Below are 17,347 nucleotides of genomic sequence, written 5' to 3'. Positions count from 1 at the left end.
TTTGATAATGGGAAGGCAAAATATGGATGAAATGAACAATGAAAATAGCAAAGATTTAATGAGATTAATTCAAGGAAAATTTATAAGATTAAGTAAAGGCCAAAAATTAATAGCTGAATACATATTAAAATACTATGACAAAGCTGCATTTATGACAGCAGCGAAGCTTGGAATATCTGTAGGAGTATCAGAATCAACAGTGGTAAGATTTGCAAATGAACTTGGGTTTTCAGGATACCCTAAATTGCAAAAATCTTTGCAAGAGCTTATCAAGAATAAACTTACTACAGTTCAAAGGTTAGAACTTAGAAATGATTATTTTTCTGATGGAGATGCTTTAAAGGGTGTACTTAAAGCAGATATGGAAAATATTAGAGCTACTTTAGAAAAAATAAATCAAAATACTTTTGAAGAAGTTGTAAAAAATATATTTGAAGCACAGGGTATATATATAGTAGGACTTAGAAGTTCAACAGCTCTTGCCGAATTTTTAGGATTTTATCTAAATATAATACTGCAAAATGTAAGAACTGTAAGTTATGGTATTTCAGATGTTTTTGAACAAATGATAAATATAGGTGAAGGGGATTTAGTTATTGGAATTGGATTCCCAAGATATGCAGCTAAGACAATTGATGCTTTGGCATTCGCTCAAGATAGAGGTGCAAAAGTAGTTGCGATTACAGATAGTTTATTATCACCTTTAGCATCTAAAGCAGATTTTACGCTAATAGCTCAAAGTAACATGGCATCATTTGTGGACTCTTTAGTTGCACCATTATCAGTAATAAATGCATTAATTATTGCTGTTGGAATGAGGGAAAAAGAAAATATATCTGATATATTCGGAAACTTGGAAAAAATATGGCAAACATATAATGTATATTCAATTAACAATAGAAATGTATCAGATGATTAAAGTATATGAAAGAAAATAAAGTGATTTTTAGCTTCAGATTCTAGGTATAGGATAAAAAGTCAAAGGCACTAATCATTGAATAAGGACAAGAAATATCTAAAATGAGCTGTTCTCAGAAGAATTTTGAGAACAGCTCATTTTACATAAAAATAATGTGATAGAGTGGGAGATGAGAGAATGAATGTGAGGATTGATATACCTGAAGATGTTAAGTTTATAATTAACACATTAATAAATAATGGATATGAGGCTTATATAGTTGGAGGATGTGTTAGGGATAGCATTTTACAAAAACACCCTAAGGATTGGGATATAACAACTAAAGCTAATCCAGAAGAAGTAATAAAATTATTTAATAAAGTTGTATTAACAGGGCTTAAGCACGGAACTGTTACAGTTATGATAAATAAAGAAGGATATGAAGTTACAACTTATAGAACTGATGGAGAATATGAAGATAATAGGCATCCTAAAGAGGTTAAGTTTGTAAGCTTTTTAAAAGAAGATTTAGCAAGAAGGGATTTCACAATCAATGCTATGGCATATAATGAAAAAGATGGTTTAGTAGATTATTTTGGTGGTATCCAAGATTTAAATAATAAAATCATAAAAACTGTAGGTGAACCGAAAAAAAGATTTAATGAAGATGCTTTAAGAATGCTTAGAGCAATTAGATTTTCAGCACAATTGGATTTTAAAATTGATGAAAATGTATTAGTTACAATAAAAGTACTTAAGGATAATATAAAAAATATATCTAAAGAAAGAATAAGGGAAGAATTTAATAAAACATTGCTTAGCAATCCTAGAAAAATAGAAATTTTAAAAGAATGCGAAATATTAGAGTATATTATGCCAGGGATAAATAAGCTTTATAACTTTGAACAAAATAATTCTTATCATATTTATGATTTGTACAGTTATACACTTGTAGCTACAGAAGCCATAGAACCACTTCTTCACTTAAGACTAACTATGATGTTACATGATTTTGGAAAGGTAAAAACAAAAACTACAGATGAAAGCGGAATTTCTCATTACTATGCTCATGCTAGAGAATCTGTAGAGATAGCACAGAGTATTCTTAGATGGTTAAAGTATGATAATGATACTATAAATAAAGTCTTGATTTTGATAAAATATCATGATGCTACATTAAAAAGTAAGTTATCAGTTAAAAGAATGTTAAACAAAATAGGAGAGGATCTTTTAAAAGATTTAATCAAGGTTAAAAGAGCAGATATATTGGCTCAGAATCCAATCTATGCAAAAGAGCGATTGTTAAATTTAATTAGTATTGAAAGCAAATTAGACTTAATAATAACTCAAAATGAATGTTTTAATTTAAAAGATTTAAGTATTAATGGTGGAGATTTGATAAATTTGGGCTTTAACAAAGGAAAAGAAATTGGAGAGACTTTAAACTATCTATTAGAATTAGTTATACAAAAGCCAAAACTGAATGAAAAAGAAGAACTTATAAATATAGCTAAAAAAATAAAATTCGATAAATAATAAAAGTACTGTTCATTATTGTAAAACTATTGTAAAATTAATATTATAATTATTTTGTTGAAAATAATGGAATAATACTACTACTTAAAGAAGTAAAGTCTAAACAAGAGAGGAAATAATTTAATGAATAATATTATTAATTGTATGGAAATATGGGTAGATGAATATATGGGAGCTTTATTGAAAAAATCAGATGGCTGTAAATGTGATAAATGTAAAAGAGATATTTATACACTTTCTCTTAATAATTTGAAACCATATTATGTATCTACACCTTTAGGCAAGATAATGGCTAAAATAGAAAGTACTAAGCAACAAGTTGAGACTGATATTATAGTTCAAGTTACGAAAGCAATTAATCAAGTTAATATTAATCCTAATCATAATAGATAAAAATATTAATTATGCAAAAGGGACTGTGCATAATGAATTTTTATTCATTGTGTAACAGCCCCTTTTGTGTTGATTTATTTTACCAATTTCCGGAGGAACCGCCACCTCCAGAAGAACCGCCACCAAATCCTCCAAAGCCACCACCAGAAGATCCACCTCTAGGACCATTTCCTCTAAATAAACTGTTTAAAAAGAAAATTTGTAAAAGAGTATAAGAAATCCTTCCTCTATTGAACACCAAATCTAATAGCAACAATCCTATGAATATACCACCAAAAATTATAAGATTAGTATTAGAAATAGTATTATTATTGGTTACAGAGATGTTTAAGGACTTATCTAAGGTAACGTTATATTCTTTGGCGATGTAATCACAAAGTGCACTATAAGAGTTAAGCAATCCTTCACCATAGTTACCGTCTATAAAGCTTGGTTTTGCAATTGACTCCATAACCCTGTTACTTAATGCATCAGGAATAGGACCTTCAAGCCCACGACCAACTTCTACTCTCCAAGCTCTATCATTTATGGCTAAAAGTATTAATAACCCATTATCCTTATTCTTTTGACCAATGCCCCAGGTTCTAAAGAGATTAATAGCATATTCCTCAATAGGAACATTATTGGTTGAGTCTATTACAACTACAACTGCTTGAGCACCAGTTTTATCTTCTAATTCTTTTCCAATAGAAATTATGTTATTTAATTTTGTTTTATCTATTACATTAGCATAATCATTTAAATATTTATAAGTTGTTGGAGAAGGTATTTTAATATCAGCACTTACAGGAAAAGATAAAATTGATATTGCTAAAAGAAGAAAACATATAAATAAACTGAAAAATCTGTTTTTAGTAATTATTTTCACTTAGTAAAATCTACCGAAGGAACTTCTTTTGCACCCTCACTTGCTTTATAAAGCGGTTTTTCTTGAAAACCAAATAATGAGGATATTATATTACTAGGGAATCTTCTTCTTTTAGTATTATAATTAGTTACAGCAGTATTATAATCTTGTCTAGACACTGCAATTCTATTTTCTGTTCCCTCTAATTGGACTGATAAATCTCTAAAATTTTGATTTGATTTTAAATCAGGATAATTTTCAACAATGGCAAGTAGCCTTGATAGAGAGCCAGATAATTCGCTATCTGCATTAGCTTTGTCTGATACATTGGTAGCACCAGCTAATTTACTTCTTGCATTTGCTATATCTGTAAAAATAGCTTTTTCTTGCGTTGCATATCCTTTAACAGTACTAACTAAATTAGGAATTAAATCAGATCTTCTTTGTAATTGAGTATCAATATTTGATGAGGCTGAATTAACATTTTGTTCAAGGGAAACTAAACTATTGTATCCACTAATAGGAATAGCTAAAATTATTAAAATTCCTACTATGATTAATATTATTTTCATACTTTTATTCATACAACTAACTCTCCTTTCTATAACATGTTTAGTATATGCAGAAATATTAAATATATATATAGATTTGCTGAAAAAGAGAATACTTTATTAATACTAGTTATAAAGTATTAATATTATAATTCAACGTATTAAAAAATAAGATTTGTTTATGCTAAATATTATAAAAGATTTCGACACATCTATAAAAGAAATATATAATATTCTAATGGGTAAAAAAGACCTGGATAGTAATAAAATAAGAGGTTATAGAAAGCCTATTGATGAATTCATAAAATTTTGGTATTAAAAAATGATATAGATATACATAGCAAAAATTATACTTATATGGATACCAATATTTCATTTAGACAGAAAATTGACATTATGTTAACTTAGTGATAGGATAAATATATTAGCACTCATCAGTGAAGAGTGCTAACTAACTGAAAATGGATACGAATATTATAAGTCACTTTTTTATAAAGTGGCTTTTTTGATTGCTTTTTTATATAGATATATACAAATATTATAATAATTGCCATATAAAAAAGGAATGAGGTGAAATAAATGGGAGATAAAAATCCAAATAAATTAAAAAAAAAGAAGAAAATAGTTGAGAAAGTTACGACACAACCAATAATTGCAACTGAAACAGTTTCAGCAAAAAAAACTAAGAAAAAATAATAGATTTAAGACAACCTATTTTGGAAAAAAATGTGATAGACTTTTTTGCAACCATTAAATATCTAAAATAGGTTTACGAAGGAGCTTATATAATTGAATAAAAAAAGAGTATTAGTTGGTAGTCCAGTATATCAAAAACCAGAAATATTGGATGCCTTTTTAAATTCATTAAAAAACCTTAATAGGGATACGATTACAATAGATTATATGTTTATTGATGATAATAAAGATGAAAAATCTAATAGATTGTTAGCAGAGTTTAAAAGAGAAGAATCAAAGGTTATTGTAAGGCAGGGTAAAGAACTTGGAGTATATATTTGCAACGAGGAATCTCATTATTGGGATGATAACCTAATGTTAAAGGTAGCAAATTACAAAAATTCTATAATTGATTATGCAATAGAAAATGATTATGATTATTTGTTTTTTGTGGACTCTGATTTAGTTTTACATCCTAATTTGATTGAGCATCTAAAAACTACAAATAAGGATATTATCTCTGAAATATTTTAGAGCCAGTGGCATAAGGACAGGCCGTTAGAACCAAATGTTTGGCTTTTTGATGAATATGATTTGGTACCAAAAAAATTAGGTGAAAACTTAAGCAAAAAAGAGATGGATTTAAGGCAAATTAAGTTTTTGAATCAGCTTAGAATACCCGGATTATATGAAGTGGGTGGACTCGGAGCATGTACACTGATTAGTAGAGCTGCACTTGTAAAAGGTGTTAACTTTAAGTCAATTAAAAACTTAACTATACATGGGGAAGACAGATTTTTCTGCATACGGGCAGCTGTCCTTGGGCTTGACCTTTATGTTGATACTCATTATCCAGCATATCACATTTACAGAGAAGAAGACTTAAAGGGTGTTAAAGATTATGTAAATTATTGCAAAACGGATCTCGACTTTGTACGACAATATAAAGAAAATGGGAATAAAATTACTCTTTCTATGATAGTCAAAAATGAGGAAGGACGTTATCTAAGGCAGATGTTAAATAGTTTAAAAGAACATATTGATGAAGTTGTTATTATTGATGACGGAAGCACTGACAATACAGTAAATATGTGTAAGGAAATACTTGAAGGTATACCTTTGCATATTATACAAAATGAGAAATCAATGTTTGGAAGTGAAGTCGAGCTTAGGAAAAAGCAATGGAGTGAAACTATAAAAACAAATCCTGATTGGATTTTAAATCTTGACGCAGATGAAATATTAGAAGAGTTTTTTTGAAAATTCACAAAAGCTTATTGATGACAAGAATTACGATTTTTATTGTTTTAGGTTATATGATATGTGGAATGATACTCACTATCGTGAGGATAAATATTGGAATGCACATAGTATCTATAGACCATTTTTAATGAGATACCAACCTAATTTTAGTTATACATGGAATGAAACACCTCAACACTGTGGAAGATTTCCTATAAATACTTTCTCTTTTCCTAAGTCTACATCTGAATTTAGAGTTAAACATCTTGGATGGGCAACACAAGAAGATAGAATAGAAAAACTTAATAGATATGAACTTTTAGACCCAGAGGCTATATATGGAATCAGAGAACAATATGATTCTATTATGGATGCCAATCCTAATTTAATAAAATGGGAAGTGGGTGAAAAATAGATGAAAATTGAAAGAAAGAAAATAAATGTGGGTGTTGGATTTGTAACAGGAAGAAAGAATTTTAAAAATGTAGTAAAAACCTATGTAGATAATTGGAACGAATCTGGATTTGTGGATAATAAAAAATATGCACTACATCTGTTTGTTGCTTACGATTTGAAGTATAAAAGTACAAAAATAAGTGATTACAAAATTACAGACGAAGAAATATTGGATGGGGTGGATTCAGCTTACTACTTAGGAAATTCTTCAATAACAACTGAGGCACAATATTTAGTAGAAAAAAAGGTTATTAATTTAAAAGAGGCTAAACTTATATTTGGTGAAGGCTATGCTATGAAAAGAAATGCAGTTTTGTATTTTGCATTGAAAAATAAAATGGATTATCTTATTTTCCTTGATGATGATGAATATCCCATAGCAACTATAAAGATAAATGATAGTATTGTTTGGAAAGGTCAAGAGGTTTTGTCAACACATATTAGTAATATTAAAAATGTTGATATGACACATGGCCATCATTGTGGTTACATTTCTCCAATACCATATTTGGATTTCAACGATAAACTTTCTGAAGATGAGTTTAGAATTTTTATAGAATCTATAAGTAATGATATTATTAACTGGGATTCAATAAAAGCAAAAATGAATGAAGGTGGTGTTACATATGCTGACCTTGATATAATTAATAGTGAAATTATTGAAGATGTTAAAGAAATAAATGGAATGAAATTTATTTCTGGTTCTAATTTAGGCTTTAATCTTAAGCATATCGATAAATTATTTCCTTTTTATAACCCACCAGGAGCAAGGGGAGAAGACACTTTCTTAAGCACTTGTATTAGGGAATATAATATAAGGAAAGTTCCTTGCTATACATTCCATGATGGTTTCTCTAATTATGAGCATTTGCTTCTTGGAGTGCTTCCTAATAAATTAAAAACTATAAAGGCTGATTCAAGCGTAATTACTAAAAGGTTTTTAAAAGCTTGCATCGGTTGGATTAGGTACAAGCCACTCTTACTTTATATCACTCAAAGAGATGATTACGAAACAGAAATTATAAAAATGAAAGAAAATTTATCAAATGTAATTCCGAAGATTTGCAATTATTTTGGAAATGAAGAATTTAGAAATATATTAAATGAACTGGAATTTTATGATATCCATGTAAAAGAGCATTATAAAGATTTTGAAGATACCAAATTGGCTTGGGAAAAAATAATGAATTTTTTAAAGATTAATTAAATTATAAAAATGCAATAGTATTAAAATATTGTTAAGTAGGATGGAATTTTGTATATAAATTAAAGGTTAATTTTTGAATAGATATATTTGAATTTTAGAGTTTATAATGTGTTATAATGGAAACATATACATATTAAATCACATAGACATAAGGAGGTTTGTTAATAAAAATTAAGTGTTTTAATCTGAATTATTCACTAAATTTTATAAGGAAACAATTATTAAATTTACAAAATAATAAAGTAAAAAATAAATCATATTAAGATTTTTGTCTTAATATGATTTATTTATAGGAATAAAAAACATATATTATTAATTTTTTATTTAATGATTTTAATTCCAGTTTTTGCTGGAATAGTATCGTAGATATATTTAGCATCATCTAAAGAAAGTCTAACACATCCATGGGATATTGCTTCACCTAAGCGACCATCCATAACTTCTCCAATATCATTATAAGGTACACTATGAAATAGATAATTTCCACTTATTTGTGTGAAATATTTTACACATGTTTCATTTATCCTTAGATCTTTACCTTTTAATCCACTATAAAAATTCCCTTCTATAGTTGGGCTATCAGGTGCTCCTATATTACAAGTGAATACTTGTATATTTACCCAAGAATCATACTCCTTATGATAAATATACACTTTTCTTTGTGATTTACTTACAGCTACGAAGTAATTTGTATCAGAAGTTATTTTTTTTGAATTTAATTCGGATTGTATCATTTCATTTACGTTCTTTACATTGTTTACTTTCTTTCCGTTTTCAATATTTGAATTTGTAATATTTGATTTAGGGCTGGTATCAATACTCAATAATTTAGCTACTGTCTGTTTACCTATAATACCATCTTGTATCAAGCCATTTTTAGATTGATATTTAATTATGGCATTATAAGTTTCTGATCCATATAATCCATCCTCCTGAATATTATAACCTTCCAGGGAATTCAACAATCGTTGTATACTCTTCACAACGTCACCTTTCGAACCTATTGAAAGCAATTTTTCACTTTTCTGTAATGTAGATATTGTAGCTGTATTCTTATTAGCATCATTTGTATTATTTATAGTTGAAGCATGAACATTAGTTTGAATGCCACAACTTATTATAATTTCTGCAACAGCTACACTTAAAATAGTTTTTTTCATTTTATTATTTCCTTTTCTCTTTTGTTATTTTTTACTTTTCATCCTCTTTTAAGTTACTAAACCTTATATATTTGCAATATATAAGAAGGATGCACATTTATATAATTCGTAATTTTACTTAAAAATCTGACAGAATAAATAATAAATTAAAATTGTATTAATTCGACTTATTTGGAGATAATAATTTAAAACATAAAAACAAGGAGATGTAATTTATGGAAACTACAATTATGGCAGTAACTATTGATCCTAGAAGTGCTCATGCTCCACAAGTTCAAACTATTTTAACTAAGCATGGCTGCATTATAAAAACTAGACTTGGTCTTCACGAAGTTAGTCAAAATTCTTGTTCCGAGGAGGGATTGATAATTTTACATATTCATTCTAGTTTAGATGAAATAAAAATACTTGAAAATGAATTACTTGATGTTGATGGTGTTAAAGTAAAATATATACATTTATAATCAAAAAATTAGAAACATATAACTACTATTGAATGATATACTCTCCTTAAAGTAGACAGATTAAAAAATCTCTTACTAGAAAGGGGAGTATTTTTGTGTCTAAAAGAACTATGTATAATGAAGAAATAATCTTACTTTAATCTTTAACAAGAAAACTTATCATTATCTATATAACATGCTCAACATGTAGATAGAACAACTAATAAAAAATTGTTTTTGGAAATACGATTTGCAATGCATTAAGAAAAGCGATATCAGAAAAATAGGGAAATCTACACGTTTCTCATATTGAGAATCATAGGTGGACAATCCCACCTATGATTCTTTATCATATTTCAACACTATATTAAGACATAGCCTTATTTTAAAATTTAGTCGAAATAAAGTCTATTCCTTTTAATAGTATCACCACTTGTTCCTGTACTTCCACCTGTTCCTGTGACTCCTGTACCCATGCCACCACCGATTCCACCTGTAGCAATGTTACCACTGGTTCCTGTATTTCCTATACCACCGCTGGTTCCTACACTTGTACCACTCTTTAATAATTGAGATGCACCAGTATTTTGCCATTCCTGAACTTGATTAATAGCTTCTTGAGGCGTTTTCCCCAATCCTACAAGTACACCTAATAAAATAAATTTTTGATATGCATTTTGTGTATTCATTCCTTGAGTAGTTTCTCTTAAACTGTAAGTAACTAGGGGAGTAATATACCTAATCCAATCATCAGGAGTAAACCTAGATGTGTCTTGCTTTACTTGACTGGTAGGAGGCATAGTATTACTACCGCTAGTGCCTGTACTTCCCATGATTCCTGTACCTGTACTACCGCTAGTGCCTGTACTTCCCATGATTCCTGTACCTGTACTACCGCTAGTGCCTGTACTTCCCATGCTTCCTGTACCTGTACTACCGCTGATGCCTGTACTTCCCATGCTTCCTGTACCTATACTGCCGCTGGTGCCTGTACTTCCCATGCTTCCTGTACCTATACTGCCGCTAGTGCCTGTACTTCCCATGATTCCTGTACCTGTACTACCGCTAGTGCCTGTACTTCCCATGCTTCCTGTACCTGTACTACCGCTAGTGCCTGTACTTCCCATGCTTCCTGTACCTATACTGCCGCTGGTGCCTGTACTTCCTATGCCTCCTGTACCCATACTGCCGCCTGTGCCTGTACTTCCTGTACCAATACCACCACTTCCGCCTGTGCCACTTGTACCGATGTTACCGCTGGTTCCTGTACTTGTACCACTCTTTAATAATTGAGATGCACCAGTATTTTCCCAGTCTCGAACTTGATTAATGGCCTCTTGAGGGGTTCTTCCTAATCCTACAAGTACACCTAATAAAATAAATTTCTCATATGCACGTTGTGTATTCATTCCTTGCGTAGTTTCTCTTAAGGCGTAAATAACTAGAGGAGTAATATATCTAATCCAATCATCAGGAGTAAACTTAGATTTGTCTTGGGATATTTGTCTATTGCTAGGCATAGTACCACCACTTATGCCTGTACTTCCTTGTGCACCTATATTACTACTTGTCCCTGTATTTGTATCACTCTTTAATAATTGAGATGCACCAGTATTCTGCCATTCCTGAACTTGACTAATGGCTTCTTGAGGTGTTTTTCCTAATCCTACAAGTACACCTAATAAAATAAATTTTTGATATGCACGTTGTGTATTCATTCCTTGAGTAGTTTCTCCTAAAGAGTAAGTAACTAGTGGAGCAATATACCTAATCCAATCATCAGGAGTAAACTTAGATGTGTCTTGCTTTACTTGTACTTGTCTATAATAATTATCTCCAATAAGTTCATTAATAGTTTTAAAATCAAAATAAATGGACATAAATCCTCCTAATATATTTATCATTATAAAATGTATGCTTTAAGTAATGGAAAAGTGCTTTAATAATTTGCTTTTTATTAAATAATCATAAAGATTTATTAATTGAAATGTAACTATTTTATTTATAAATGAATATCATGGTATTTGAAAGGAGATGGTTAAAAAATGGCGTTAGACAGAGAAGATGGCTATTACAGAGATTTACGTGCTGTAGAAGATGTATGTAAAAAATACTTAAACTATCATATTATTTTAACTATGACAGATGGAAGTAAACTTGATGGAATTATTGAAAATGTAGATACAGATTCCATTACTATGTTAGTTGGTGAGGATGTTATGGAGAAAGAAAACGAAGATCAATCTGATAATCAACGGCAATATCATGATTACGGCCGTCCTAGAAGAAGATTTAGGCGCTTTAGACGTCGATCTTTTCCAATGAATAGGCTAGTTGAGATAGCCTTATTACCTTACATTGCTCCTCCATACTATCCATATTATCCTTTTTATTAAGGGATACCTAAAAATAAAGGGACAACAGTATAACTGATTTGTATTAGTAACCACATTTTAAGACCCCGGAAACTTCCGAGGTCTTGAATTTACAAAGTATAAGTGAGAATAAATACCTTAGTGAATACATTAAACTTTAAATAGAAAAATAGTACGTTTTAAGCACTACATATTACTTAACTTAAAAAGTCGTTAGATGTTTAATCTTAAAATACCATAATAAAAAGTAATCTTTTATATATTTAGTGAATACAATGAACTTGGTAATTAATTTATATTAGGAGAAACTAATTATGACATCTAGCAGTGAATTTATACGACAATCATTGGAATTACATCTTTTTTTTGCGAGAATTATGAAGGAACATTCATTCTTTTTACAAGTAGGTTTTACGCCAAAGGATTCAAATTATATAGATGAAGCAAATGCGTTTAGAATGGGGTTCGACATACTTTTAGCTGATACAATAGCTCTTTCTAATGGAGTTGTTGGCAATGATGTATTAGAGTCTGGTGAAATAATAACACCCTTTACATTAAAAGCTGAAATGGCTTCAGCATATTTTACAGGAGTTAAAATTCCAATTAATGTTACGAAAGCAGAGGTTGGATTAAAGGGTGATACTTTAAATATGAGCAATAATACGCGTCTCGAACAAAAAGTATATATGCTCAATAATAGGGCCATGGAATTAATTAGAGGTTTAGCACAGTTTAAGACTATGCTATTATCAGATGTCTTGTCTTGTAAGATATTCACAAATAATTTTACTTTACTTCTAGACCATATATTAAGAGAAGCAAAGTTCTATTTTCAGTTAGTTCAAAGGTTGCAAAGCCGTGAAGAAATAAACTTAGAGGAAGAGGCTTATGAACAAGAAATTTTTTGGAACAGAATTATGGCTGAACATTCAAAATTTATTCGTGGACTTCTTGATCCAACAGAAGATGAATTAATAAATGCAGCAAATAACTTTGGAAATGAGTTTGATAAGTTGACAATAGAAGCAAAAGAAGCAATGGATAAGTCAATGCCAATTTCTCAAGTTACAGACGACAGTCTTAAAGCAACTGCAGAAATAAGTGAATTTAAGGCACAGGGTACACAAGGATTGGTAGAATGTAAAATCAAGTCTATAATAATACCACTACTAGGTGATCATACTTTACGTGAAGCAAATCATTATTTACGTTTATTAAAGATATTTAGAAAAGAGATGTAAAGTTTAAATTTAATTTATATGCAAAAAATGATTAGTTTTAAAATCTTGTTCAGTTTTTTATTTTTAATAGCTTGGGACGTATTTATATTATAAAGAATCATAGGTTGAATTGTCCACCTATGATTCTTTATGCAGCCTTGAACTTTAATAATAGTTGATTATAAATAAAAGAAAAAGTCTGTCACAAAATGAATTTTGAAAAATATTTTATAACAGCATTTACTTTATAATATATTAAAATCAAACTATCGAGCTCTTTCTTTAGCAAAGAATGAAATAGAATATATACTTGCAATACCAACTAAAGAATAAATAATTCTAGTTATCATTGAAACATCACCAAAAAGAGATCCAACTAAGTTAAATTGAAAAAAACCAATTAATCCCCAATTAATTCCTCCTATAACTACTAATATAAGTGCAATTGTATCTAATGTTTTCATAAAAACACACTCCTTATTTAAATATATCAATAGTATGTATTAAAAAAATTTTTTTATTCTGTTATATTAAATTTTTTTAAATATATTCCTATCTATTATTCAAGATTAAGCATTGTTTGACGCTAAATAATAATTATATAAATGTATGTTTCCTGTAAATATGTTTATATTAAGTATATTATTTAATGTAACTATAAATTAGAATTTTACTAAAAAATGGTGTTTTATATGATTTAGAAAAAGATAAATATAATTAATTAGAAAAGAATAGGAGGTTAAACTATGGAACAAGAGTTACAACATTGAAATTTACATAAAGTATTAAAAAGTCATGCTTATTGTATACATTAGCAAAACCTGTGAGTAATTAAATAAAGGAGATATGAAATTATGAAAAATAAACCATATGACAAAAAGAATAGTATTGGTAGTCTTGGAAGCGATTTAACTACATGCATTCAAAATTTTCATTATGCAGGGGAAGAAATAGAAAAGACAGATGATGAAAAAATCAATAAAGATCAAGGAAATACGAAAGATATCAACATAAGTTCTTCAAAGATTATAAAACAATAACTAGTTTTAATTGTAATATAATATTAAATGGTGATTTTATGAGCAATATAAAATAATTAATAGAAACATAATGCATCTCATTCATATTAATTTATTTAAATCTAATTATAAAGGGTTATCAATTATATTTAATTATCAATTGATAACCATTTTTATGAAAAAATATTTTAAAAGATGGTTACAGATATCAATTTATAGCATAGTATAAAATATAAAATGCATTTCCAATTGATAATTAATGGGTGCATTATAAGATTAATTTGAATAAATTTTATTAATTAAAAGCAGGTGTTATTTTGATAAGAGGCAACTTTAAGGAAATAAAAAAAGTATTATGGATTATCATGTTTGCAAATATAGTAGTGGCTGTCGCAAAAATAATTATGGGTATTATTATAAACAGCTCAAGTATGACAGCAGACGGATTTCACTCAATAACAGATGGTTCTTCAAATATTATTGGACTCATAGGCATAGGGGTAGCTGCAAAACCTATTGATGATGATCACCCATATGGTCACAAAAAATTTGAAACACTTACAGGACTATTTATTGTAGGGATGTTGGTCTTTTTAGGGGTTAAAATTATGACTAGTGCAGTGACTAAATTAATAAATCCAGTTAAACCAGAAGTTACTATAGAAAGCTTGATAGTAATGATGATTACACTTTGTATCAATATATTTATTACAAAGTATGAGCATAAAAAGGGTTCTGCGTTAAATAGTACAATTCTTATTTCTGATTCAATGCATACACGAAGTGACATATATGTAACAATTGGTGTAATTACTACACTTATTGCAATCAAATTGGGAGCACCTCCAATTGTTGATGGTATAACATCTCTTATAGTAGCTATTTTTATATTTCACGCAGCTTATGAAATATTCGAAGCAGCCAGCAGTATTTTAGTATATAGTAAAGCCGTTGACACAGAAAAAATCGAGAAAATTGTAATAGTCAAAGAAGGAGTAAAGGGAGTTCATAAGATAAGAAGTAGAGGAAACGTTGATGATATGCACATAGATATGCACATACTAGCTGATTCTAGGTTGAATCTTGAAGAAGCGCATAGACTTGCTCATGAAATTCAAGATTCTCTAAGGAAAGAATTAAATGATAATGTAGATGTCATTGTACATCTAGAACCATATAAAAATGATACCGTAAATAAGGTTTCACATTCAAATATATAAAAGATTTAATCTTGAAATTAATATATAAAGTCTCAAAACAAACGAAAAGAATACCTCATCATCGCAAGACTAAGTATTCATTTCTAATAAAATAACAATCTAATAACTCTAAAACATTATCTTAAGTTTTAGAGTTATTAGTTTTGTGTTGTAAGGATATATAGCTTTAAAGTTTGAATTTTTTTCAAACACGAATAATTTAAATTCAAATTCCAAATAATAACTATAAAAATGTTTATAGTTTTGGAGGAGATTTGTATTTATGAAAAAAATATTTACTTTAATTGTTATTATAAATCTTATTGGAATAATAATTGGATGCGGGACAGGTAATAGTGAAACTACAATGGTAAATAACTCAATAGAAAAAGATAGATTGGAAATAATAAAAGAAAAAGGAATAATAACTGTTACTGGGCCACCAAAGGAATCCCCATTTTTTTTTATAAATCCTGAAACAAATCAGATAAGTGGAATTGATTTCGATATCATAACTGAAATTGTAAGACGGCTTGAAATTAATAAAATTGAAATTAAGGAAGCAACATTTGCAAGTCTGTTAGAAAAATTTAATACTGACTATAACATAGATATAGCAGTCGGTGGAATATTTATAACTCCTGAAAATGAAAAGTTAGCAGCATTTACTAAACCATTGTATAAAGAATCAGAAGCTGTTATTGTACCAAAATTTTCAAAAATTAATTTTATGAACGATTTAAAAAATGCAGTAGTTGGAGTGGAGAAAGGAACAATATTTGAAGATTTAGCGAAAAAGTGGAAGGAAAATAACGTAATAAAAGAGGTAGTAATTTTAGAAAGTACAACTGAATTATTTGATGCTATAAGAAATGGAAAAATTGATGCGGGTTTAGCTGATTCTATTATTATAAACTATCATTTAATGGAGGAAAAAGACACTTTATTAAGAAGCTTAAAAGACTATACTCCTGAATTACAAGAAATTATAGGAATAGCAGTTAAAAAAAATGATATTTCTTTATTAAACGAATTAAATAAAATAATTGATGATATGAAAGCAGATGGTACACTTAATGCTATTCTTGAAAAGTATGGACTAGATAAAAATAATATGATATGAAGTAAAATAAACAATGTTCTTTGAAAACTGAATAATAGGATAGTATATGTTCAAAATTACCATAAATAAAAATCTGAAAAATGTGAATGATAAGAAGTGTTCTAGATTAATAAATTATTTAAATTGCATTTGGAGGATAAAAATTTGAAAAATAAATTAAGAGTTTTTTTATTTTTTGTAAATATACTTTTTGTTATTTTCCTCTTTGAAGAAAATGTAAATAGCATGTCTGCAGACGGTAACACAACAACTATAGAAGATTTAAATGTAAGCAAAAAAATCCCTATTGATAGAAAAAAAGTGCTTTATTTAACTTTTGATGATGGTCCTAGTAATGATATCACAAACAATGTGTTGGACACCCTAAAAGAAAATGATGTAAAAGCAACCTTTTTCCTAATTGGTAGTCAAATTGAAGGGTCAGAAGATGTGGTAAAAAGAATTAATGATGAAGGGCATAGTATAGGACTTCATACGTATAGCCACAAATATAAGAGTATTTATGATAATGAAAATACATTTATAAATGAAATGATTGCTTGCCGTAATGAAATAAATGATATAATTGGAGTTTCACCCAATATAATTAGATTTCCAGGAGGTAGTTATAAACATTTAAACAAGAATTATTTAGAAAAATTACATGAGAATAATTTTAAAATATATGATTGGAATTTAGATACTGCAGATGGTTTAAAGCCTAAACTCTCGACATATAAATTATATAGAAAAGCCATAAAGGGAAGTAATGATCTTCAAACTATAATACTACTTATGCATTGTACAGATATACACCAAAACACTTGTAAAGCATTGCCACAAATAATAGAATACTATAAATCACAGGGGTATGAATTTAAAACCATTACAGAAGATACACCAGAATTATATTTCCCAATAACAAAAAAACGTTAAGTTCTCTAGAAAGATATTGCATGTAATCGAAAAATTAATAATAGAAATTAATAATTTATATGTTCTGACTAATAAAATCCTAAAT

Annotated in this window: 17 protein-coding genes and 3 pseudogenes; 15 read left to right on the top strand and 5 right to left on the bottom strand. The window is 28.6% G+C overall.

Annotated features, from left to right (window positions below):
• Positions 1 to 22 precede the first annotated feature (22 nt).
• The 3 genes from DIC82_15205 to DIC82_15195 all read left to right on the top strand — a co-directional run bounded on the left by DIC82_15205 (position 23) and on the right by DIC82_15195 (position 2,827).
• Entirely contained in the window at positions 23 to 919 is an 897-nt protein-coding gene (locus DIC82_15205; GenBank protein AWK52261.1) for an N-acetylmannosamine kinase, read from the top strand.
• 177 nt (positions 920 to 1,096) lie between these two features.
• A complete protein-coding gene (locus DIC82_15200) occupies positions 1,097 to 2,434 on the top strand; it encodes a CCA tRNA nucleotidyltransferase (GenBank protein AWK52260.1) in 1,338 nt (445 codons plus the stop codon).
• A 123-nt stretch (positions 2,435 to 2,557) separates the two neighbouring features.
• Complete coding sequence (locus DIC82_15195) at positions 2,558 to 2,827, top strand: competence protein (protein ID AWK52259.1); 270 nt, start codon at positions 2,558 to 2,560, stop codon at positions 2,825 to 2,827.
• Positions 2,828 to 2,906: 79 nt separating this feature from the next.
• Here the strand turns inward: DIC82_15195 and DIC82_15190 are convergent, their stop codons facing one another.
• Together DIC82_15190 and DIC82_15185 are read right to left on the bottom strand one after the other, a co-directional pair.
• A complete protein-coding gene (locus DIC82_15190; GenBank protein AWK52258.1) occupies positions 2,907 to 3,695 on the bottom strand; it encodes a beta-propeller domain-containing protein, methanol dehydrogenase in 789 nt (262 codons plus the stop codon).
• Positions 3,692 to 4,258 (bottom strand): LemA family protein, encoded by a 567-nt coding sequence (locus DIC82_15185; GenBank protein AWK52257.1) that lies wholly within the window; start codon positions 4,256 to 4,258, stop codon positions 3,692 to 3,694. The genes DIC82_15190 and DIC82_15185 overlap by 4 nt, the downstream gene beginning before the upstream one ends.
• A gap of 199 nt (positions 4,259 to 4,457) precedes the next feature.
• On the opposite strand from DIC82_15185, the pseudogene DIC82_15180 reads away from it, so the two are divergent.
• The 4 genes and pseudogenes from DIC82_15180 (at position 4,458) to DIC82_15165 (ending at position 7,805) form a co-directional block, all read left to right on the top strand.
• Positions 4,458 to 4,544, top strand: a pseudogene (locus DIC82_15180) (nitroreductase family protein).
• A gap of 470 nt (positions 4,545 to 5,014) precedes the next feature.
• Entirely contained in the window at positions 5,015 to 5,434 is a 420-nt protein-coding gene (locus tag DIC82_15175; protein ID AWK52256.1) for a hypothetical protein, read from the top strand.
• 441 nt (positions 5,435 to 5,875) lie between these two features.
• A pseudogene (locus tag DIC82_15170) lies at positions 5,876 to 6,557 on the top strand (glycosyl transferase family 2).
• Positions 6,558 to 7,805 carry a hypothetical protein gene (locus tag DIC82_15165; protein ID AWK52255.1) on the top strand — a complete coding sequence of 416 codons (1,248 nt, stop codon included), beginning with the start codon at positions 6,558 to 6,560 and terminating at the stop codon, positions 7,803 to 7,805. It begins immediately after the preceding pseudogene.
• A 320-nt stretch (positions 7,806 to 8,125) separates the two neighbouring features.
• On the opposite strand, the gene DIC82_15160 is transcribed toward DIC82_15165, so the two are convergent.
• Positions 8,126 to 8,965 carry a murein L,D-transpeptidase gene (locus DIC82_15160; protein AWK52254.1) on the bottom strand — a complete coding sequence of 280 codons (840 nt, stop codon included), beginning with the start codon at positions 8,963 to 8,965 and terminating at the stop codon, positions 8,126 to 8,128.
• 215 nt (positions 8,966 to 9,180) lie between these two features.
• Between DIC82_15160 and DIC82_15155 the strand changes: the two genes are divergently transcribed.
• Complete coding sequence (locus DIC82_15155; GenBank protein AWK52253.1) at positions 9,181 to 9,429, top strand: hypothetical protein; 249 nt, start codon at positions 9,181 to 9,183, stop codon at positions 9,427 to 9,429.
• A 371-nt stretch (positions 9,430 to 9,800) separates the two neighbouring features.
• Here DIC82_15155 and DIC82_15150 read toward each other — a convergent pair.
• Positions 9,801 to 10,193, bottom strand: a pseudogene (locus DIC82_15150) (cytochrome b5).
• A 46-nt stretch (positions 10,194 to 10,239) separates the two neighbouring features.
• Between DIC82_15150 and DIC82_15145 the strand changes: the two are divergent.
• The 3 genes from DIC82_15145 (at position 10,240) to DIC82_15135 (ending at position 13,027) form a co-directional block, all read left to right on the top strand.
• Positions 10,240 to 10,701: a hypothetical protein gene (locus DIC82_15145; GenBank protein AWK52252.1), complete on the top strand. Its 462-nt coding sequence runs from the start codon at positions 10,240 to 10,242 to the stop codon at positions 10,699 to 10,701.
• Between the two features lie 752 nt (positions 10,702 to 11,453).
• Complete coding sequence (locus DIC82_15140) at positions 11,454 to 11,804, top strand: hypothetical protein (GenBank protein AWK52251.1); 351 nt, start codon at positions 11,454 to 11,456, stop codon at positions 11,802 to 11,804.
• Between the two features lie 293 nt (positions 11,805 to 12,097).
• Positions 12,098 to 13,027: a hypothetical protein gene (locus DIC82_15135; protein ID AWK52250.1), complete on the top strand. Its 930-nt coding sequence runs from the start codon at positions 12,098 to 12,100 to the stop codon at positions 13,025 to 13,027.
• Positions 13,028 to 13,272: 245 nt separating this feature from the next.
• Here DIC82_15135 and DIC82_15130 read toward each other — a convergent pair whose 3' ends face one another.
• On the bottom strand, positions 13,273 to 13,470 hold the full coding sequence (locus DIC82_15130; protein AWK52249.1) for a DUF378 domain-containing protein: 198 nt from the start codon (positions 13,468 to 13,470) through the stop codon (positions 13,273 to 13,275).
• A 390-nt stretch (positions 13,471 to 13,860) separates the two neighbouring features.
• Here DIC82_15130 and DIC82_15125 point away from each other — a divergent pair, with 390 nt between their 5' ends.
• The 4 genes from DIC82_15125 (at position 13,861) to DIC82_15110 (ending at position 17,262) form a co-directional block, all read left to right on the top strand.
• A complete protein-coding gene (locus DIC82_15125; GenBank protein ID AWK52248.1) occupies positions 13,861 to 14,046 on the top strand; it encodes a hypothetical protein in 186 nt (61 codons plus the stop codon).
• A gap of 296 nt (positions 14,047 to 14,342) precedes the next feature.
• Complete coding sequence (locus DIC82_15120) at positions 14,343 to 15,245, top strand: cation transporter (GenBank protein ID AWK52247.1); 903 nt, start codon at positions 14,343 to 14,345, stop codon at positions 15,243 to 15,245.
• Between the two features lie 262 nt (positions 15,246 to 15,507).
• Entirely contained in the window at positions 15,508 to 16,347 is an 840-nt protein-coding gene (locus tag DIC82_15115; GenBank protein ID AWK52246.1) for an amino acid ABC transporter substrate-binding protein, read from the top strand.
• Between the two features lie 144 nt (positions 16,348 to 16,491).
• The gene (locus DIC82_15110; GenBank protein AWK52245.1) at positions 16,492 to 17,262 is read left to right on the top strand and encodes a polysaccharide deacetylase; all 771 of its coding nucleotides are present in this window, start codon (positions 16,492 to 16,494) and stop codon (positions 17,260 to 17,262) included.
• Positions 17,263 to 17,347 lie beyond the last annotated feature (85 nt).

Origin of the sequence: Clostridium beijerinckii (genome assembly GCA_003129525.1) — a bacterium.
Classification (GTDB): Bacteria; Bacillota; Clostridia; order Clostridiales; family Clostridiaceae; genus Clostridium; species Clostridium beijerinckii_D.
Note: the sequence above shows the minus strand (reverse complement) of the source record. Positions and strands in the feature narration are given on the sequence as shown.

Excerpts from the sequence above, each read along its gene's own strand:
- DIC82_15160 (AWK52254.1), bottom strand. The coding sequence starts at position 8,965 with ATGAAAAAAACTATTTTAAGTGTAGCTGTTGCAGAAATTATAATAAGT.
- DIC82_15155 (AWK52253.1), top strand. The coding sequence starts at position 9,181 with ATGGAAACTACAATTATGGCAGTAACTATTGATCCTAGAAGTGCTCAT.
- DIC82_15165 (AWK52255.1), top strand. The coding sequence starts at position 6,558 with ATGAAAATTGAAAGAAAGAAAATAAATGTGGGTGTTGGATTTGTAACA.
- DIC82_15115 (AWK52246.1), top strand. The coding sequence starts at position 15,508 with ATGAAAAAAATATTTACTTTAATTGTTATTATAAATCTTATTGGAATA.
- DIC82_15195 (AWK52259.1), top strand. The coding sequence starts at position 2,558 with ATGAATAATATTATTAATTGTATGGAAATATGGGTAGATGAATATATG.
- DIC82_15200 (AWK52260.1), top strand. The coding sequence starts at position 1,097 with ATGAATGTGAGGATTGATATACCTGAAGATGTTAAGTTTATAATTAAC.
- DIC82_15125 (AWK52248.1), top strand. The coding sequence starts at position 13,861 with ATGAAAAATAAACCATATGACAAAAAGAATAGTATTGGTAGTCTTGGA.
- DIC82_15185 (AWK52257.1), bottom strand. The coding sequence starts at position 4,258 with ATGAATAAAAGTATGAAAATAATATTAATCATAGTAGGAATTTTAATA.
- DIC82_15135 (AWK52250.1), top strand. The coding sequence starts at position 12,098 with ATGACATCTAGCAGTGAATTTATACGACAATCATTGGAATTACATCTT.
- DIC82_15145 (AWK52252.1), top strand. The coding sequence starts at position 10,240 with ATGATTCCTGTACCTGTACTACCGCTAGTGCCTGTACTTCCCATGATT.
- DIC82_15130 (AWK52249.1), bottom strand. The coding sequence starts at position 13,470 with ATGAAAACATTAGATACAATTGCACTTATATTAGTAGTTATAGGAGGA.
- DIC82_15140 (AWK52251.1), top strand. The coding sequence starts at position 11,454 with ATGGCGTTAGACAGAGAAGATGGCTATTACAGAGATTTACGTGCTGTA.
- DIC82_15205 (AWK52261.1), top strand. The coding sequence starts at position 23 with ATGGATGAAATGAACAATGAAAATAGCAAAGATTTAATGAGATTAATT.